We start from the raw sequence: 18759 nt of genomic DNA on the forward strand, positions 1-18759 counted from the left end.
AGCAAACCCTTTTCCCGTCCCGGCCGCTCTTCCTATGTCGGGGGCGGACCCGCGGGTCAGGGTCCGCGGGGCGGCGGTGGCGAGCACCGCCACCGCCGCGGCCGCGGCGCCGGCCGCGGCCAGCCGGCGCCGCCGGGACGCCCGCACCGCCGCGACCAGGCGGCTCCAGCGGACGGCGAGCTCGGACGGCGGTCTCGCGTGCCGTCCCCGGTGCTGCCGGTCGGGAGCCTTGCCCACAGGCGGCACTGTACTGCCGATCCGCGCCGGCCCCGGCCGGATCAGGCCAGATTGGCGACGAGTTCGGCGACCGGCTTGCGGCGGCCGGTGTAGAACGGGACCTCCAGGCGGGTGTGCAGCCGCGCCCTGGCGCCGCGCAGGTGGCGCATCAGGTCGACGATGCGGTGCAGCTCGTCGGCCTCGAACGCCAGCATCCACTCGTAGTCGCCGAGCGCGAACGCCGCCACGGTGTTGGCCCGGACGTCGGGGTACTCGCGCGCCATCTTGCCGTGCTCGGCGAGCATCGCGCGGCGCTCCTCGTCCGCCAGCAGGTACCACTCGTAGGACCGGACGAACGGGTACACGCACACGTAGTCGCGCGGCGTCTCGTCGGCCAGGAACGCCGGGATGTGGCTCTTGTTGAACTCGGCCGGGCGGTGCAGCGCCATCTGCGACCACACCGGCTCGCTCGCGCGGCCGAGGGCCGTCCGGCGGAACCGGGTGTAGACCTCCTGCAGGTCGTCGGGCGTGGGCGCGTGCCACCAGAACATGAAGTCGGCGTCCGCGCGCAGCCCGGCGACGTCGTAGGCGCCCCGGGTGGTGACGTCCTTCTGCCCGGCCTGGTCGAGGAGGTCCTGCACCTCGGCGGCGTCCCGCTCGCCGAGCGTGCCGGGCTTCGCGAGGCGGAAGACCGACCACATCGTGTAGCGGACGACGTTATTGAGTTCGCGTGCCTTCGGCTTGCCCGCCGGCTCTGTCATGCTGTGCTCCTTCTCGACTGCGCAGGTGGTCCAGCACCCGGGTCGCCGCCGCGCGCGCCGAGGCGATGCACGCGGGGATGCCGAGGCCGTCGTAGGCGGCGCCGGCGACGGCGACCCCCGGCACGGCGGCGACCGCGGACCGGACCTTGGCCACGCGGTCGGCGTGGCCCACGTTGTACTGCGGGAGGCCGCCGCCCCACCGGGTCACCCGGCTCTCGGCCGGCGGCTCGGTGACGCCGCAGGTCGCGGCGAGCTCGGCCATGGCGGCGGCGACCAGCTCCTCGTCGGCCCTCTGGAGCGTGCGCTCCTCGCCGAACCGCCCGATGGAGCAGCGGACCGCGATGACGCCGCGGTCGCGCTGACGCAGGTGCGGCCATTTTACCGAGCTGAACGTGACGGCCTTGACGCCGCGGCCGCCGTGCTCGGGGTCGCTCTCCACCCCGGGGACGAGGTAGCCGCTGCCCTTCGGCAGGCGCGGGAACGCGGTGGTCCGGTAGGCGAGCGTGATGATCGCCATGCTGGCGTAGTCGATGCGGGCCAGCTCGCGCGCGGCGGCGGGCACGTCCTCGGCGAGGAGCCGGGACGCGGGGGCCGCCGGCACCGCGACCACGACGGCGTCGGCGTCCAGGTACTCGGGGTCGCGGGTGGAGCCGATGGTGAGCCGCCAGCCGTCCGGGGTGCGGCGCAGCTCGCGGACGGTCGCGCCGGTGCGGACGGTGCCGCCGGCGGCGGTGACGTCGGCGGCGACCAGGCCCGGGAGCGCGCCGAGCCCGTCCGGGAGGGTGGCGAACACGGGGCCGGGGTCCTTCGGCGCGGCGGCCCGGATGCCCTGCACGGCGCTGATCAGCGAGCGGTGGCCGCGCGCGGCGGCGGCGACGTGCGGCAGCGTCGCGTCGAACGACAGCAGCTCGACGCGGCCCGCGTACACGCCGCCGAGCAGCGGCTCGACGAGCCGGTCGACGACCTCGCGGCCGACGCGGGCGCCGATGTAGTCGGCGACGGACACGTCCGCGCCGCGCGGCGTCTCCGGCAGCACCCGGTCGAGCGGGACGCGGGCGAGGCCGGCCGGCGACAGCACCTGCGAGGCGGCGAGCGCCTTCAGGTCGGACGGGACGCCCATGACCTGGCCGGCCGGGATCGTGCGCAGCGCGCCGCGGCTGAGGATCGCCGAGGAGGTGGTGCCGGGGTTCACCAGGTCGCCGGAGCGGCCGAGGTCGCGGACGAGGTCCATGCCCTCGGGGCGGCGCGCGAGCATCGACTCGGCGCCCTCGTCCACCGGGATCCCGGCGATCTCGCCGACCCGGAGCTTGCCGCCGATCCGGGGGGAGCCCTCCAGCACGGTCACCCGCACGCCGTCCCGGGCGAGCACGCGGGCGGCGGCGAGGCCCGCGATGCCGCCACCGACGACAACGGCATGGGACGTGGTCATGGCTCCAGCCTTCCAGACGTTCCGCCGGATCGCGCACCGGGGCGGCCGGAGCGGCGAGCATCACACCACCCCGCGCGACACCGCCGCAGACGTTTTTTGTCGCGAATGTGACAAGATCCCCATACCGCGCCAGTGGATACTGGCACGCATGACCCCCTGGAAGGCTCCACTGGCCGCCGCCGCGGCCCTCCTGCTGGCCGCCGGGCTCGCGTCCCCGGCCTCCGCCGCGACCCGGGGCGACTTCGCGCCGGTGCCGCTCCCGTTCTTCTGGCCGAACAACTACCTCTACGACGTCGACGCCGCCTCCCCCGACAGCGTCTGGATCACCGGGACCCAGGGCGAGCTGATCGTCCCCGGTCCCATTCCGGGCACGGGGAGGTCGATCCCCGGCAACCCCGTCGTGCGGCGCTGGAAGAACGGCGGCTGGGTCGAGTACGACCTGCAGAACCTGCCCAACCGGGCCTCGGTCACCGACGTCGACGCCGTCGGACCCGAGGACGTGTGGATCAACGCCGCCCGGCTCGGCGACTCGGCCGCCGCGGGCCCCTACCTGGGCCACTTCACCGGCTCGCGGTTCGAGGAGGTGGCCCTGCCGTCCGCGTCCCGGACCCTGAACGTCCAGGCGAGCCCGGCGGGGGTCTGGGTGACCGTCGACAGCGGCGTCTACCGCCGGACGGGCGGCACATGGACGCCCGTCACCACCCTGCCGGACGGCTACCTGCGCACGTTCCACATCCGGGCCGACGACGACATCTGGGTCCTCGGCACCCTCGGCCAGTACGACCGGACGCTGGTGGCGCAGCACTGGGACGGGCACTCCTGGACGAGCGCACCCGTGAACCAGCCGCCCAGCGGTATCAGCGGCGTCGCCGACATCGCGGCCCTCTCCCCCACCGACGCCTGGGCCGTCGGCACCGACTACCGGACGTCCCCGGGAACGCCCGTCATGGTGCACTGGGACGGCGCCGCCTGGAGCAGCGTCACCCCGCCGCCCGGCCTCAACTCGCTCCACACGATCGTCAAGGGCGGCGACGGTACGCTCTGGGCCCTCGGCCACACCCTCAACGAGCCCGCCAAGCCCGGCCTGCTCCGCTACAGCGGCGGGACCTGGGAGCGCGTCCCGACCACCGCCGTGCCGAACCGGAGCAACATCAACGCGACCGCGCTGGCCGTGGTCCCCGGCACCGGCGCCCTGTGGACGCTCGGCTCCGTCAACATCGGCGGCCCCGTCGTGCTCGCCGACGGCTGAGGGGCGGCGGACGAACGACCTCCCGCAAGGCTCCCCCGACCCCTTGGAAGGCACTCGTGATCTCCTGGAAGGCTCCCCTGGCCGCCGCCGCGGGGCTGCTCCTCGCGGCGGGGCTCGCGGCCCCCGCCTCCGCCGCGACCCGCGGCGACTTCGCGCCGGTGTCCCTGCCGTTCTTCTGGCCGAACAACTACCTCGACGACATCGACGCCGCCTCACCCGACAGCGTCTGGATCGCCGGGCACCAAGGCGAGTGGTACATCCCCACGGGCCCGGTCGACGGCAGGACCGTCCACGGCAATCCGGTCGTGCGGCGCTGGAAGGGCGGCGCCTGGGTCGAGTACGGACTGCAGAACCTGCCCGGCAACGGCCAGATCGACGACGTGGACGCGGTCGGCCCCGAGGACGTGTGGATCAACGGGACCAGGTTCCTCGACCCGGCCGGCTCCGAACCCTACGTGGCGCACTTCACCGGTTCCGGCTTCACCGAGGTGGCGCTCCCGGAGACCGCCGCCTCCGGCGGTGCCGCGCTGCAGGCCGGCGCCTCGGGGGTGTGGCTCACCACCGCCGGCGACATCTACCGCTGGACGGGCTCGACCTGGGCCCACGTCGCCGAGCGGTCCGATATCTACCAGCACGTCTCCTACATCCGGGCCGCCGATGACATCTGGGTGCTCGGCGCCGCGTCGATCACCGAGACGGCGCTTGTGGCGAGCCACTGGGACGGGCACAGCTGGCAGAGGGTCCCGATGGAGCAGCCGCCCGTGGAGGCCGTGACCGTCACCGACGTGATCGCCCTGTCCCCGACGGACGCCTGGGCCGTCGGCAGCCGCCGCCCGTCCCCGGCGGCGCCCGCCATCATGCACTGGGACGGCACCTCCTGGACGAGCACGGCCGTCCCTCCCGGGCTCGACGCCCTCACCCAGATCGTCAGGGGCGAGGACGGGACGCTGTGGGCGCTCGGCCACTCCAAGGACGAGCCCGCCAAGCCCGGCCTGCTCCGCTACAGCGGCGGGACCTGGGAGCGCGTCCCGACCACCGCCGTCCCGAACCGGATCGGCTTCACGCCGAGGGCGCTGGCCGTCGTCCCCGGCACCGGGGCCCTGTGGACGGTCGGGTCCGGCCTCATCGGCGGGCCGATGGTGCTCACCGACGGCTGATCCCCACCGGCGGCCGAATCCCCACCAGGCGGCCGAGTCCCACGCGATCACGGCCCGCAGCGGGGCCGGGCCGTGATCGGCGTGCCCGCACCGGGGCCTCGCGTGATTCGTGGCCCTTTCGTGATTCGTGCCACGGAACGGTGACCTGTATCACCTCGTCCAAGCCGCATGCGGATCGTCAGGAATGTCACATGTGCGCTGGTCGTCCTGCTGCTGGCCGGGGTCCTGGCCGCATGCGGGGGCGGCGGCGGGAGCGACTCGTCCAGCTCCGAGGCCGTGGACCGGGGCGGCGCCCCGGCGGCGGCGCGACCGAACGAGGCGGGCGACGCGGGCGCGGCGAGCAAGGCCACCGGCCGGAACGGCACGAGCGGCACCAGCGGGGCGCGGGCGCCGCTGCCGACCGGGCGCGAGGTCGTCCACACGGCGCGCCTACGGGTCCGGGCCGGGGACGTGGAGGACGCCGCCGCCAAGGCCAAGCAGATGGCGGCCTCGGCCGGCGGCTACGTCGAGCAGGAGTCCAGTTCGAGCGAGCCGGCCCGCTCGCAGATCACGCTGAAGATCCCGTCCGACCGCTACGCCGGCGTGCTGGAGCAGCTCGGCACCCAGCTCGGCACCAAGCTCTCCCTCTCCCAGGAGGCCGAGGACGTCACCGGCGAGGTCGCCGACGTCGACGCGCGGGTGCGGTCGGCGAAGGCGGCGCTGGAGTCGTTCCGCAAGCTGCTCGGGCGCGCGAACTCCGTCGGCGAGGTCATCCAGGTCGAGCAGGAGATCGCGCAGCGCGAGGGCGACCTCGAGGCGCTGCAGGCCCGGCAGAACTCGCTCAAGCACCGGACCCAGTACGCGACCGTGACCGTGACGCTGGTGACCAAGACCGCGGCGCCCAAGGAGGACGACGAGCGCGGCGGCTTCGTCGGCGGGCTGCAGAACGGCTGGGACGCGTTCACCGCGGTCGTCGGCGGCATCGCGGCGGCGCTGGGCTGGCTGCTGCCGTTCCTCGTCCTCGCCGCCGCGATCGGCGGGCCGCTGCTCGCCCTCCGGCGCCGCCGCCGCGCGCAGGCGGCCCCGAAGCCGGACGCGAAGCCGGAGACGGGCACCGGGCCCGCGCCGGAGACGGCCGACGCCGGTGCGGGACCGGCGGTGCGGCAGCCGCCCGCCTAGCCGGCGTCCTCGCTGCTCGCCTCGTGGACGAGGTCCGCGAGGCGGGCCAGCACGTCGGGGTCCGCGGTCGGCGGGACGCCGTGCCCCAGGTTGAAGATGTGGCCCTCGGCGGTGCGGCCCCGGGCCAGCACGTCGCGGGCGCGGCGCTCCACGGTCTCCCACGGCGCGAACAGGAGCGCCGGGTCGAGGTTGCCCTGCAGCGCCTTGCCGGGCTCGACCCGGCTGACGGCCTCGTCCAGCGGGACGCGCCAGTCGACGCCGACGACGTCCGCGCCGGCCTCGCCCATCGGGCCGAGCAGCTCGCCGGTCCCGACGCCGAAGTGGATGCGCGGCACGCCGAGCGGCTCGACCTCGGCGAAGATGCGGCGGGTGTGCGGCAGCACCGACTCGCGGTAGTCCTGGGCGGCGACCGCGCCGACCCAGGAGTCGAAGACCTGCACGGCGCTCGCCCCGGCCGCGACCTGCACCTTCAGGAACGCGATCGTGAGGTCGGCGAGGCGGTCCATGAGGTCGGCCCACAGCTCCGGCTCGCCGTACATCATGGCCTTGGTGAGCTCGTGGTTCTTGGACGGGCCGCCCTCGATCAGGTACGAGGCGAGTGTGAACGGGCCGCCCGCGAAACCGATCAGCGGCGTCGTCCCCAGCTCGCCGACCAGGCCCCGCACGGCCTCGGTCACGTACGGCACGTCGTCGGGGACGAGCGGGCGCAGCGCGTCGAGGCCGGCGGCCGACCGGATCGGGTCGGCGATGACCGGCCCGACGCCCGGCTTGATGTCGAGGTCGACGCCGATCGCCTTCAGCGGCACCATGATGTCGCTGTAGAAGATCGCCGCGTCCACCGCGTACCGGCGCACCGGCTGCATCGTGATCTCCACGACCATGTCCGGGCGGGTGCAGGACTCCAGCATCGGGACGCCCTCGCGGACCCGCAGGTACTCCGGCAGCGCCCGGCCGGCCTGCCGCATGAACCACACGGGCGTGTGCGGCACCGGCCGCCGGCGGCAGGCCAGCAGGAAGGGGCTCTCGGCGAGGGCGCCGTTGTCAGGCGTGTTCGGAGCGTCGTCGTCCGAACGGGCAGCGTCAGCGGTCACGTTGTGATGGTCCCATGGAACCCCGGTGGGGAAGGCACGGGTGTGGCCCCCGGGGCGTAACGAACTTCCGGACACGCCGAGCGAAGTCCCGCATTCTGTCACCGGCGCGTGCGAACGTGATGCGTGTCATAGCCGAGGGAGGTTCCCCCTTGTACTGCTCCACCTGCGGTGATGAACGCGTGTTCGAGCAGCCGCCGTGTCCGGACGGGCACGGTGCGCAGTGCCCGGAGCGGGCCTGCACCGAGTGCGGTTCGGCCGTCCTGGTCGGGCTGCCGCCGGTGACCGGCGGGGCCCGCGTGACCGTTCAGGCGCCGCGCCGCGCCGCGACCGTGCGGGCCGTGGCCTGACCGGCCCGGCCCCCGAGACGAAACCACCTGTGCCGTGCCTGTCTCCCCTCCGCGTCCCCCCGTCGCCGCGCGCGGCGGCACCCCGTCCCGGCAGCACCGCCCCGAGCCGCCCGCCGGCGCTCGGCCACTCACTCGCGACCAGGCCGGTCCTCCCATGAACCCACCTCCCGCCTTCCAGCGGGCCGTCGACACGCTGCGCTCGTTCCTCGACGCCCCCGCGCTGCGGCCGGAGCTCGATCTGGAGGACATGCCCGCCCCGCAGCGCCTCGCGCCCTTCGCGGCGGCCATGTCCGGCAGCGTCTACCGCGACGACGACACCGAGGTCGCCACCGGGCGCCTCATCGTCCTGTACGACCCGGAGGGCAGACCCGGCTGGACGAACGGGTTCCGGGTCGTCGCCTACATCCGCGCCGACCTGGAGCCCGACATCGCCGCGGACGAGCTGATCGGCTCCGTCGCGTGGGACTGGCTGCTGGAGGCGCTCGAGCCGACCGGCTACGCCAACGTGTCCGGGACGATCACCCGGGCGGTGTCGGAGAGCTTCGGCGACAAGCGCGACGAGCCGTCCACCACCGAGCTGGAGCTGCGCGCCTCCTGGTCGCCGACCGGGGACGACCTCGCCGGCCATGTCGCGGCGTGGTGCGAGGTGATGTGCACCACGGCGGGGCTGCCCCCCGTCGGCGTCGCCGCGATGCCCGATCGGCCCGGCGGGGAAGGCGGTTGAGCGCCGGGCGGGCCGGGCGGTTGAAAGACGTACGGTAGGGGGCGTGAGCACAGCGTCCGAGACCGAGGCGGCGGGGGAGAACACGGAAACAGTGGGAGTGTCCGAAACGCGCGCCACCGGCCCCCAAGGGGAGACCGGTGCGGAGGAGACGGCCGTCGAGCAGCGGCCCGGGACCGTTCCCGAGCAGGTGGGGGCGGGACAGGGCCAGGACAGCACCGAGGCCGACACCGGCCCCCCGGCCGTCCCGCTGCTGGAGCCGCGCGAGGGCGTCCCGACCGTGGTCACCACGGCCGCCGCGCTGGAGCGCGTCGTCGCGGCGTTCGCCGCGGGCACCGGCCCGGTCGCGGTCGACGCCGAGCGGGCCTCCGGCTACCGGTACGGGCAGCGCGCCTACCTCATACAGCTGCGCCGCGCGGGCGCGGGCACCGCGCTGATCGACCCGATCGCCTGCCCCGACCTGTCCGGGCTGGACGCCGCGCTCGCCGGCGCCGAGATGGTGCTGCACGCCGCCAACCAGGACCTCCCCTGCCTGGCGGAGGTCGGCCTGGTCCCGCGCCGGCTGTTCGACACCGAGCTGGCCGGGCGGCTGCTCGGCTACCCGCGGGTCGGGCTCGGCTCCATGGTCGAGAACGTGCTGGGCTTCCTGCTGGAGAAGGGCTACTCGGCGGCCGACTGGTCGACCCGCCCCCTCCCCGAGGACTGGCTCCGCTACGCGGCGCTGGACGTCGAGCTGCTCGTCGAGCTGCGCGACTGCCTGCAGGAGGAGCTGGAGACGGCGGGCAAGCTGGCGTGGGCGCTGGAGGAGTTCGCCGCGATACTGGCGACGCCGCCGAAGCCGCCGCGGCCCGACCCGTGGCGGCGCACGTCCGGCATCCACCGGGTGCGCAACCGGCGGGCGCTCGCCGCCGTCCGGGAGGTGTGGACGGCGCGCGACAAGATCGCCCGCGAGCGGGACCTGTCCCCCGGCCGCGTCCTGCAGGACGCCGCGATCATCGAGCTGGCGCAGAAGTCCCCGAAGACGCCCGCCGAGCTGCAGGCCCTTCCGACGATGCGGGGCCGCGGCGCCCGCCGGCACCAGTCGGCGTGGCTGCGCGCCGTCACCCGCGCCCGCGAACTGTCCGACCGGGCGCTGCCGGCGTCGAACCTGCCCGGGGACGGGCCGCCGCCCGCGCACCGCTGGGCCGACCGCGACCCGGAGGCCGCCAAGCGGCTCACCGCCGCCCGCGCCGTCGTCGCCGCGCTCGCCGACGAGCACTCGATGCCGTCGGAGAACCTCGTCCAGCCCGACTCCGTCCGGCGGCTCGCCTGGACGCCGCCGGCGGAGTCGTCGCCGTCCGCGATCGGCGCCGCGCTGCGCGGCCTCGGCGCCCGGCGCTGGCAGGTCGAGCTGATCGCGCAGCCGATCGCCAAGGCGTTCCTCCGCCTGGAGACCAAAGGGGAGCTGTGAGCCGCGGCCGGGCCGCCCCGGCGGGCGCGCCGCCCGCGGCCGGCCCGCTCAGGCGGGATGCGGCCGCGGACCGGCACTCGCCGTAGCGGTCAGCGTCCGGTGTAGAAGTCGGCGTACTCCTCGCGCAGGGTCTTCTTGTCGAGCTTGCCGACGCTGGTCCGGGGCAGGTCGTCGACGACGATGATCTCGTCGGGCAGCTGCCACTTGGCGAAGGTGGCGGCCAGGTGGGTCCGGAGCCGGCCGATGTCGACGCCGTGGCCGGGTTCGGGGACGACCAGCGCGACGGGGCGCTCCTGCCACTTGGGGTGCGGCGCGCCGACCACCGCGGCCTGGCGGACCGCGGGGTGCCCCGCCAGGGCGTTCTCCAGGTCGATGGAGGAGATCCACTCCCCACCGGACTTGATCACGTCCTTGAGCCGGTCGGTGATCTTCAGGTACCCGTCGGCGGTGATCACTCCCATGTCGCCGCTGCGCCAGTAGCCGCGGTGGAACTTGTCCGCGTCGTCCGACTTCCAGTAGCTCTCGGTGATCCACGGGCCCCGGATGCAGATCTCCCCCACCGACGTCCCGTCGTGGGGCAGGAACGAGCCGCCGGCGCCCAGCAGCCGGATGTCCACCCCGGCCACGGGCAGCCCCTGGGAGCGCTTGAGGTCCCAGAACTCGTGCTCGTCCAGCCGGCCCTCCAGGGAGGGCTTGGGCCGGTTCGAGGTGACCAGCGGCGCGGTCTCGGTGGCGCCGTACCCGTGGACGATCGAGGCGCCGGTCAGGTCGTGGTATCCCTTGATCAGGCTCAGCGGCGGCTCGGTGGAGCCTGAGATCATCCGTGCCCGGGACAGGTCCGGCGGCGCGGGCAGGGAGCGCAGGTACTCCAGCATCGGCGCGAAGATCGCCGGCGCGCCGTTGGTCACCGTGACCTCGTAGTCCACCATCGCCTGGGCGAGCACGCCGATCTCCTCGGCGGAGAAGCGCCCCGGCAGGACCACCCGCGCCCGCGCGTACACCGCCACCTGCGGAAGGCCCCAGCACTGGGCGTGGAACATCGGCGTCGTCAGCAGCACGTTGTCGTGGTCGCCCACCGCCTGGTCGGCGGCCCACATCATCGTGTGCAGCACGATCCCCCGATGGGAGTAGAACACCCCCTTGGGACGTCCCGTGGTGCCGGTGGTGTAGCAGGCGCTGTAGGCCGAGGTCTCGTCGATCACCGGCCAGTCGAACTCCTCGGCCTGCCGGGCCAGCAGCGCCTCGTGGTCCAGGGGGTCCGGCAGCGAGGTCTCGATCTCCGGCAGCGGGCGGTCGCTCATCACCAGCCAGTGCCGCACCTGCGGGCACCGTGCCGCCAGTTCCTCGGCCTGGCCGAGCAGCGACTCGTCGACGCACACCACCGTGGCGCCCGCGTGCTCGACCACGTACGCGAGGTCGTCGGCGGCCAGCCGCAGGTTCATCTGCAGCATCACGGCGCCGACGCCGGGGATCGCCCAGTACAGCTCGAAGTGCCGCAGGTGGTTCCAGTCCAGGACCCCCACCACGTCACCCGGACCCACGCCGATGCCGGCCAGCGCGTGCGCCGTGCGCGCCACCCGGCGCCACGTCGCCGCGTACGACGTCGTGCGCCACGCACCGGACGCGTCCCGGAACACGATCTCCTGCTCGGGGTGGGTCACCACCGCCTGGCGGAACAGGTTCGTGGTGTTCAGCTGGTAGCTGTCCCCGTGCGTCGACGGATGACCGGTTACGAACTCGGACAAGGTGCCACCTTTCTCCCCGACGCACGCCGGGCCCGGAGCAGGGAACCACTGCCCTTCCGGCAGCAAGTTCTCTTGATATCAGAAACGCGCTCCTTGACAAGGGAAGGTCCCACATCGCAGAATTTGTTTCTGGAATACAGAAAGAGGTCTCCCTGTGGTGTTCGACCCGACCGACGTCGTCGGCCACGTGCGCGACGGCATGCTGCCGGCGCACATCTACAACGACTCCGAGATCTTCGCCGCCGAGCGGGAGACGGTCTTCGCGCGCTCCTGGGTCTTCCTCGCGCACGAGTCGGAGATCCCCCAGGCCGGCGACTACGTGGTCCGCCGCGTCATGGAGAACTCCTTCATCGTCAGCCGCGCCGGCGACGGGACGGTGCACGCCATGTTCAACATGTGCCTGCACCGGGGCATGCAGGTGTGCCGGGCCGAGCAGGGCAACGCCTCGCACTTCCGCTGCCCCTACCACGGGTGGTCCTACCGCAACGACGGCCGGATCGCGGGCCTGCCCTTCCACCGGGAGGCGTACGGCGGCGAGGCCGGCTTCAGCAGGCGCGGGCAGCGGCTCCTGCCCGCACCGGCGATGGACACCGTCAACGGCCTGATCTTCGTCTCCCTGGACCCCGAGGCGCCGCCGCTGCGCGAGTACCTCGGCGACTTCGCGTTCTACCTGGACTACTACACCCGGCAGAGCCCGAGCGGGGTCGAGGTGCTCGGACCCCAGCGGTGGCGGATCAAGGCCAACTGGAAGATCGGCGCGGAGAACTTCGCCGGGGACATGTACCACACCCCGCAGACCCACGCGAGCGTCGTGGAGATCGGGCTCTTCCGCGAGCCGAAGGCCGAGAAGCGCAAGGACGGGACGACCTACTGGGCCACCAACGGCGGGGGCACCACCTACAAACTGCCGCCGGGGACGCTCGAGGAGCGGCTGCGCTACGTCGGCTACCCCGACGAGATGATCGACCGGATGAAGCGGGTCTGGTCGCCCGAGCAGCTCGACCTGATCGGGCGCGACGGCTTCATGGTCTCCGCGGCGTCGATCGCGCCGAACCTCAGCCTCGTCCACAACTGGCCCAGGGTGGCCGACTCCGACGACGTGCTTCCCTTCGTGTCACTGCGCCAGTGGCAGCCGATCAGCGCGAACGAGACCGAGGTGCTCTCCTGGTTCCTGGTCGACAAGGAGGCCCCGGAGGAGTTCAAGGCGCTGTCCTACAAGGCCTACCTGATGTGCTTCGGCAGCAGCGGGATGTTCGAGCAGGACGACGTGGAGAACTGGGTCTCGCTGACCGCCACCGCCGCCGGCACCATGGCGCAGCGGCTGCTCCTCAACGGCCGCATGGGCCTGCTGCCCGACGGCTCGACCATCGTCCCGCCCCTGGACGGCGACGCGTGGGCGGGCCCGGGCGAGGCCCGGGTCGGCTACGGCGAGTACAACCAGCGCCACCTGATGAACCGCTGGGCCGACCTCATCGAGGCGGGGCCCCTCAAGGCGGCCGACGTCAGTATCGGCACCCCGGGACGGGACGGTGACCGGTGACCGCGCACATCCCCGTCGACTCCGCCGACAGCCCGCTCGGCGCCCGGGCCACCACGGCCGCCCCGGTGGGCGGTCCGCTCCCGTTCTCCGACCCCCTGCACCTGGCCGCCCACCAGTGGCTGGTCGAGGAGACCTACCTGCTGGACCGGCGGGAGCTCGAGGAGTGGCTCGGCCGGATGACCGAGGACGTCCACTACTACATGCCGATCCGGGTCACGACCGCCCAGGGCGCCGGCTACGACACCGCCCGGCGGATGGCGCACTTCGACGAGGACCTCTACTCCCTGGAGCGCCGGGTCGCCCGGCTGCGCACCGAGCACGCCTGGACCGAGGACCCGCCCTCCCGGCTGCGCCACCACCTGTCCAACGTGCGCACCTTCGCCACCGACGTCCCCGGCGAGATCCTCGTGGAATCCGCGGTGCTGCTCTTCCGCAGCCGCGGCGACGTCAACGAGCCGTCCCTGGTCTCGGCCGGGCGCAGCGACGTGCTGCGGAGCGTCGACGGCGCCTGGCGGCTCGCCCGCCGCCACATCACGGTCGACGAGTCGGTGCTGCGCACCCAGAACCTGGCGGTCTTCCTGTGAGCCTGCACTGGGAGGGCGAGCAGGAGGACCGGGACCGCGCCCGGAAGGCCGCCGAGGAGCTGGCGGCCCTGCGGGCGGGGCGGGTCGGCGAGCCCCTGACCCTCGGCAACGAGTTCGCCGAGGCCCGGGTGAGCCTCGTCCAGACCCGCAACGGGGCGCGCCTCCTGATCGAGGCGACCAGGTCCGGGCAGTGGGTCACGCTGGACCCGCTGGAGCTGGAGGCCCTCACCTGGCAGGGGACGGCGACGTTCTCCGCGATGGTCGGCCACCCGTTCACCTCCCTGTTCCCCGAGCAGGACGACCCGGGGCAGGACGGCCTGGAGCAGAACGACACCGGCCAGAACGAGCCCGACGAGTCGGCGTCATGAACGCCCCCGTGCTCGACGGCCGGCGAGCGCTGGTGGTCGGCGCCGGATCGGGCATCGGCCGCGCGGTGGTGGAGCGGTTCGTCGCCGAGGGCGCGGCGGTGGTGGCCGTGGAGCGTGACGAGGCCAAGTGCGAGGACCTGCGCGGGGCGCTCCCCGGCGTCGACGTCGTCCACGGCGACGCCTGCGAGGCGGCGGTCAACCGCGACGCCGTGGACCGGTGCCGGGAACTCCACGGCGGGCTGGACGTGCTGGTCCACTGCGTCGGCATCTTCGACTTCTACCGTCCCCTCGACGCCGTCGCCGAGGACGCCTTCGACGACGCCTTCGACGAGATGTTCTCGGTCAACGTCCGGGCGGCCATGCACGGCGTCCGCGCCGCCCTGCCGGAACTGCGGCGCAGCCGCGGCTGCGTCGTGCTGACGGAGTCGACCTCGGCCTACCGGCCGGGCCGGGGCGGCGCGCTCTACATCTCCACCAAGTTCGCGATCCGCGGACTGCGCATCGCGCTGGCCCACGACCTCGCCCCCGACGTCCGCGTCAACAGCGTCGCCCCCGGGGGCACCGTCGGCACCCGGCTGACCGGCGCGCGATCCCTCGGGCTGGACGGGCAGCACCTCGACGGCCCCGACCGCGCCGCGAGCATCGCCGCCCGGGTTCCGCTGCAGGTGGCCCTCTCCGGCGCGGACCACGCCTGGAGCTACCTGTTCCTGGCGTCGCCGATGTCCCGGGGAATGACGGGCACCGTCCTGCACAGCGACGGCGGCGCCGGCGTCGGCACCGGCGCCGAAGGCTGACAACGACACGAGAACCAGGAGTCCCGAGTGCCCGCCCTGACGGTGAAGACCGATGCCTGCCAAGGCTATGCCAGCTGCGTCATCGCGGCCGACGACTACTTCGACATCGATGACGACGGCCTCGTCGTGCTGCTGGCCGCCGAGGTCCCGGAGGCCGACCGCGAGCGCGTCGACCGCGCGGTCCGCAGCTGCCCCGCCGCGGCGCTCCGGCTCGAGGGAGCATGACCGGCGACCTGGTGATCGTCGGCGCGTCGGTGGCGGGAGTCACGCTGGCCCGCACCCTGCGTTCGCGCGGCTTCACCGGCCGCGTCCGCCTGGTCGACCGGGAGGCGGAGGAGCCCTACGACAAGCCGCCGCTGTCCAAGGGGCGGCCGGCGGAGCCCGTCCGGCTGCTCACCCGCCCGGAGGCCGAGCGGCTCGGCCTGGAGCTGCTGCTCGGGGCCGAGGCGACCGGTGTGGACCCGGCGGCCCGCCGCCTCGCCCTGGCCGACGGGAGCCGGCTCGGCTACGGCGCGCTGGTGATCGCCACCGGGGTGCGGGCGAGGCCGTCGCCCTGGCCCGGACCCGGCGTCCACACCCTGCGGACGCTGGCCGACGCCCGCGCCCTGCACGCAGGCCTCGCCCGCGGCGGTCACCTCGTGGTGATCGGCGCCGGCTTCATCGGGGCGGAGGCCGCCGGTACCGCGACCGCCCTCGGATGCCGGGTCACGCTGGTGGATCCGCTGCCCAGCCCGCCGGCCCGCGTCGTCGGCCGGAGCGTGGGCAACCGGATCCTCGCGTGGCACGTCCGGGCAGGGGTGGACCTGAGGCTGGGCCGGGGCGTCCAGGCCTTGGACCACCGCGCCGACGGGATCATGGTCCGGCTCGACGACGGGGAGGTGCTCCGCGCCGACCACGTCCTGGTGGGGATCGGCGCGGAGCCCGATGTGGACTGGCTTGCCGGGTCGGGCCTTCACCTCGACGACGGCATCGCCTGTGACCGGTACGGCCGCGCCCTGGGCGTCGACCACGTCTACGCGGCGGGCGACATCGCCTGCTGGGCGACCGCGGACGGAGCCGCCGGACGGCGGATCGAGCACTGGACCTCCGCCCAGGAGCAGGCCAGGTGCGTCGCGGCGACCCTGCTCGATCCCGGGCGGCCGCAGGCCCCCGGCGAAGTGCCCATGGTGTGGAGCGACCAGCACGGCCGCACCATCCAGGTCCTCGGCGCCGTGGACCCCGCCGTCGAGCCCCGGATCGTGGCGGACGAGGGCCGGCTGCTCGCCCTGTGGGGCGGCGGACGCGTGGTCGGCGCGGTGTCACTGGCATGGCCGCGCGCCTCCCTGGCCGCCCGCCGCGCCATCGCAAGCGGCGCCCCGATAACCGAGGTCCTCGACGCGCTAACCCGCCAGAAGACACCGCCCCGCACGGACACGCCGCCCCGCACGGAGACAGCCCCACTCAAGGAGACAGCGTCGCTTAAGGAGGTCGCTCGATGATGGTGGACGTCCACGACAACGACATTGAGGAGCTTCGGGAGCTGGTGGCCGCGGGGTGCCGGGTGCTGGCGGCCCGCGAGCTCTCGCCGGGGTTCCTCGGGCACATCAGCCTCCGCCTCGACGACGAGCGGATCCTGGTGCGGTGCCGCGGCCCCCGCGAGTCGGGGCTGGCCCACACCACGTCGCGGGACGTGCGGGTGGTGACCCTCGACGGCGAACCCGGCCTCGCCGGCGAGCTGGACGGCTGGGCCGTCCCCAACGAACTTCCCCTGCATGCCCGGATCCTGCGCCGGCGTCCCGACGTCCGGTGCGTCGTGCACGCGCACCCTCGCCGCACGGTCGCCGCCGACCTGGCCGGCCTGGTCCTGGAGCCGCTCGTGGGGGCCTACGACATTCCGGGCTCCGCCCTCGTGGCCGGCGGCATCCCGGTGTATCCCCGCTCGGTGCTGGTGTGCAGCGACGCGCTGGGGGACGAGGTGGCCGAGCACCTCGGCGACCACGCCGCGGCCCTGCTCCGCGGGCATGGCGTGGTCGTCACCGGCGGCTCGGTCCCCGAGGCGGTGCTGCGCGCCGTCTCCATCGACGAGATCGCGCACCTCTGCCTGCTCGTCGCCTCCGCCGGGGGACGCCCCCGCGCCATCGACGAGGCCGACCGGGCCGAGCTCCCCGACCTCGGCGGAACCCTCAACCTGGACGTCGCCTGGCGCCACGAGCTCTCCCGGCTGCCCGCGACCCCCCGTTCCTGATCCGACCGAAACCGTTCGACGAGGAGCCCCGTTGCCCGACCGCATCACCGACATCACCGACATCACCCAGCTCTACGCGCGCTACAGCTTCGCCATCGACGACCGCGACCTCGAGTCCTTCCGCGGCTGCTTCACCGCCGATGGCCGCATGGAGATCACCGGAGGGGCCGACTTCACCGGCGCCGAGGGACTCGCCCAGGTGATCGCCGCCCGTACGGCCGAGTCGCCGCGCCACGAGAACAGCAACGTGCTCATCGACCTGGCCGGCGACGAGCGCGCTACGGGCCGCGCCTACTTCGTGCTCCGGGGTGCCGACGGCCGGCCGGCCGCCGCGGGGGAATACCTCGACCGGCTGGTCCACACCGAGGCGGGGTGGCGGTTCGCGCACCGGCGGATCACGTTCACCTGGCGAGCCTGACGCGACCGTGGCGATGGGCGCTCCTCTCGTTGGGGCGCCCTGCTTCGTCACGACGCCGGACAAGCGCCTGTCACCATAGCTTCTCCAACTTGCAGAGCTTGTCTCTTCTGTTTCTGTATAGTCTGGTCTAATCTTTGTGGCCCGTGTCACCTGCGCGGATTCCACCGACCGAGAAAGACGAACCCCCATGCTCAAGAGGTCACTGACCGCGCTGGCGGTCGCCCCCCTGTTGACTCTGGCCGCATGCGGCGGCTCGGGCTCCGGCAAGTCCGCGACCGGTGCCGACGGCGTCGCCATGGGCCCCGGGGTCACCGACGACGAGATCAGCGTGACCGTGATCAGCGACTTCTCCGGGCCCATCGCCCAGGGCGGCATCGCCGGCTCGCTCGGTGTCGAGGCCAAGATCGACCAGATGAACCGCGAGGAGGGCGGTGTCTGCGGGCGCAAGATCGTGGTCGACAAGCGCGACACCAAGTACGACCCGCAGATCACCACGCAGCAGTACCGGTCCGCGGCGCCCAAGAACCTGATGGTGGCCCAGTTCGTGGGCACCGCCGGGCTGAACGCCGTCCGGACCAGCATCGAGCGGGACAACATGCCGACGCTCTCGGCGTCCATCAACACCCAGACCCTCGACCTCCCCAACGTCTACGTCGCCATGCCGCCCTTCGAGGTCGAGCTGATCAACGGCCTGGTCTGGGCCGCCGAGCGGGCCGGCGCCTCGGCCGCCAAGACCGTCAAGGTCGGGTTCGTGACGTCGGCGGACGAGACCGGCAAGGTCTACCTCGACGCCCTCAACCACGCGGCGAAGGCCACGGTGGGCGTGAAGGTCGTCGCCGAGCCGACCTACACCAACGCCGACAAGGACTTCACGGCCCAGATCAACGACCTCAAGGGCGCCGGCGCCGAGATCGTCATGCTGGGCGTCACGCCCGCCCAGACCGCCGGCATCATCGGCCAGTCGGCCCAGTTCGGCTACAAGCCGACCTTCGTCTCCACCTCGGGCGCCTGGTCCTCCAGCCTCGGCAAGCCCCTGAAGGGCCTGCTCGACAACTACTTCGTCTCCGGCGGCTACGGCACCCTCAACGACGACAACGCCGGCATCCGGGCGCTGACCAAGGCCCGCGAGGCCTACGCCCCCGACGCCAAGCCGGACAACTTCGAGGTCGGCGGCTGGATCAACGGGACCGTGGTCGTGGCGGCGCTGCGCAAGGCGTGCGAGGCCAAGGCCCTCACCCGCGAGGGCGTCAAGAAGGCGATGGTCGACCTCGAGGTCCCCTTCAACGACATCCTCCCTCCGATCAACCTCGGTGACGGCAACTCGATCGTGAGCCACCAGTCCCGCATCAACAAGATCGGGAAGGACGGCGTCCAGGAGCAGGTCGCCACGTTCTTCGAGTCCCCGGCCGCGAAGTCCTGGGGCGCCTCCAGGGGCAACTGACGACCGGACCCGAACCAGCGCTCGGCGAGCGCGAGCGCGTCGAGCGCGACGAGGCGCTCCGGCCGC

At 73.5% G+C, this 18759-nt stretch carries 20 protein-coding genes; 15 read left to right on the top strand and 5 right to left on the bottom strand.

From position 1 onward, the window contains the following. The 3 genes from ABZ806_RS42475 to hemG all read right to left on the bottom strand — a co-directional run. The coding region (locus ABZ806_RS42475; RefSeq protein WP_500224938.1) for a hypothetical protein at positions 1–237 on the bottom strand (237 nt) is incomplete at its 3' end. A 41-nt stretch (positions 238–278) separates the two neighbouring features. Next, on the bottom strand, positions 279–977 hold the full coding sequence (gene hemQ, locus ABZ806_RS42480) for a hydrogen peroxide-dependent heme synthase (protein ID WP_500224941.1): 699 nt from the start codon (positions 975–977) through the stop codon (positions 279–281). After that, entirely contained in the window at positions 934–2406 is a 1473-nt protein-coding gene (gene hemG / locus ABZ806_RS42485) for a protoporphyrinogen oxidase (protein ID WP_500224943.1), read from the bottom strand. The genes hemQ and hemG overlap by 44 nt, the downstream gene beginning before the upstream one ends. A gap of 148 nt (positions 2407–2554) precedes the next feature. Between hemG and ABZ806_RS42490 the strand changes: the two genes are divergently transcribed. The 3 genes from ABZ806_RS42490 to ABZ806_RS42500 all read left to right on the top strand — a co-directional run bounded on the left by ABZ806_RS42490 (position 2555) and on the right by ABZ806_RS42500 (position 5970). Then, a complete protein-coding gene (locus tag ABZ806_RS42490) occupies positions 2555–3655 on the top strand; it encodes a hypothetical protein (protein ID WP_500224949.1) in 1101 nt (366 codons plus the stop codon). A gap of 56 nt (positions 3656–3711) precedes the next feature. Continuing rightward, complete coding sequence (locus ABZ806_RS42495) at positions 3712–4812, top strand: hypothetical protein (protein WP_500224953.1); 1101 nt, start codon at positions 3712–3714, stop codon at positions 4810–4812. Positions 4813–4980: 168 nt separating this feature from the next. Further along, complete coding sequence (locus tag ABZ806_RS42500) at positions 4981–5970, top strand: DUF4349 domain-containing protein (RefSeq protein WP_500224957.1); 990 nt, start codon at positions 4981–4983, stop codon at positions 5968–5970. Here ABZ806_RS42500 and hemE read toward each other — a convergent pair. After that, entirely contained in the window at positions 5967–6983 is a 1017-nt protein-coding gene (hemE, locus tag ABZ806_RS42505) for a uroporphyrinogen decarboxylase (protein WP_500224993.1), read from the bottom strand. The genes ABZ806_RS42500 and hemE overlap by 4 nt on opposite strands. A gap of 227 nt (positions 6984–7210) precedes the next feature. Here hemE and ABZ806_RS42510 point away from each other — a divergent pair, with 227 nt between their 5' ends. The 3 genes from ABZ806_RS42510 (at position 7211) to ABZ806_RS42520 (ending at position 9579) form a co-directional block, all read left to right on the top strand. Further along, positions 7211–7408 (top strand): hypothetical protein, encoded by a 198-nt coding sequence (locus ABZ806_RS42510; protein WP_500224960.1) that lies wholly within the window; start codon positions 7211–7213, stop codon positions 7406–7408. 154 nt (positions 7409–7562) lie between these two features. Further along, positions 7563–8132: a DUF3000 domain-containing protein gene (locus tag ABZ806_RS42515; protein ID WP_500224962.1), complete on the top strand. Its 570-nt coding sequence runs from the start codon at positions 7563–7565 to the stop codon at positions 8130–8132. A gap of 187 nt (positions 8133–8319) precedes the next feature. Next, positions 8320–9579: an HRDC domain-containing protein gene (locus ABZ806_RS42520; protein ID WP_500224996.1), complete on the top strand. Its 1260-nt coding sequence runs from the start codon at positions 8320–8322 to the stop codon at positions 9577–9579. A gap of 89 nt (positions 9580–9668) precedes the next feature. Here the strand turns inward: ABZ806_RS42520 and ABZ806_RS42525 are convergent, their stop codons facing one another. Beyond that, complete coding sequence (locus ABZ806_RS42525) at positions 9669–11324, bottom strand: long-chain-fatty-acid--CoA ligase (RefSeq protein ID WP_500224963.1); 1656 nt, start codon at positions 11322–11324, stop codon at positions 9669–9671. 157 nt (positions 11325–11481) lie between these two features. Between ABZ806_RS42525 and ABZ806_RS42530 the strand changes: the two genes are divergently transcribed. From ABZ806_RS42530 to ABZ806_RS42570, 9 genes are all read left to right on the top strand, one after another. Then, positions 11482–12864 (top strand): Rieske 2Fe-2S domain-containing protein, encoded by a 1383-nt coding sequence (locus tag ABZ806_RS42530; protein WP_500224965.1) that lies wholly within the window; start codon positions 11482–11484, stop codon positions 12862–12864. Continuing rightward, a complete protein-coding gene (locus tag ABZ806_RS42535) occupies positions 12861–13448 on the top strand; it encodes a 3-phenylpropionate/cinnamic acid dioxygenase subunit beta (protein ID WP_500224968.1) in 588 nt (195 codons plus the stop codon). Before ABZ806_RS42530 ends, ABZ806_RS42535 begins: the two co-directional genes overlap by 4 nt. Further along, the gene (locus ABZ806_RS42540; protein ID WP_500224970.1) at positions 13445–13816 is read left to right on the top strand and encodes a hypothetical protein; all 372 of its coding nucleotides are present in this window, start codon (positions 13445–13447) and stop codon (positions 13814–13816) included. Before ABZ806_RS42535 ends, ABZ806_RS42540 begins: the two co-directional genes overlap by 4 nt. Then, positions 13813–14610, top strand: a complete 798-nt coding sequence (locus tag ABZ806_RS42545; RefSeq protein ID WP_500224974.1) for an SDR family oxidoreductase — start codon at positions 13813–13815, stop codon at positions 14608–14610. Before ABZ806_RS42540 ends, ABZ806_RS42545 begins: the two co-directional genes overlap by 4 nt. A 27-nt stretch (positions 14611–14637) precedes the next feature. Then, positions 14638–14835: a ferredoxin gene (locus ABZ806_RS42550; RefSeq protein WP_500224976.1), complete on the top strand. Its 198-nt coding sequence runs from the start codon at positions 14638–14640 to the stop codon at positions 14833–14835. Next, positions 14832–16088 (top strand): NAD(P)/FAD-dependent oxidoreductase, encoded by a 1257-nt coding sequence (locus ABZ806_RS42555; protein WP_500224977.1) that lies wholly within the window; start codon positions 14832–14834, stop codon positions 16086–16088. The genes ABZ806_RS42550 and ABZ806_RS42555 overlap by 4 nt, the downstream gene beginning before the upstream one ends. Further along, the gene (gene phtC, locus ABZ806_RS42560; protein ID WP_500224980.1) at positions 16085–16834 is read left to right on the top strand and encodes a 3,4-dihydroxyphthalate decarboxylase; all 750 of its coding nucleotides are present in this window, start codon (positions 16085–16087) and stop codon (positions 16832–16834) included. The genes ABZ806_RS42555 and phtC overlap by 4 nt, the downstream gene beginning before the upstream one ends. Before the next feature lie 31 nt (positions 16835–16865). After that, on the top strand, positions 16866–17252 hold the full coding sequence (locus tag ABZ806_RS42565; protein ID WP_500224985.1) for a nuclear transport factor 2 family protein: 387 nt from the start codon (positions 16866–16868) through the stop codon (positions 17250–17252). 187 nt (positions 17253–17439) lie between these two features. Continuing rightward, positions 17440–18693 (top strand): ABC transporter substrate-binding protein, encoded by a 1254-nt coding sequence (locus ABZ806_RS42570; protein ID WP_500224990.1) that lies wholly within the window; start codon positions 17440–17442, stop codon positions 18691–18693. Positions 18694–18759: the final 66 nt, after the last annotated feature.

Origin of the sequence: Spirillospora sp. NPDC047418 (assembly GCF_040643275.1) — a bacterium.
In the GTDB taxonomy this organism is placed as follows: domain Bacteria; phylum Actinomycetota; class Actinomycetes; order Streptosporangiales; family Streptosporangiaceae; genus Spirillospora.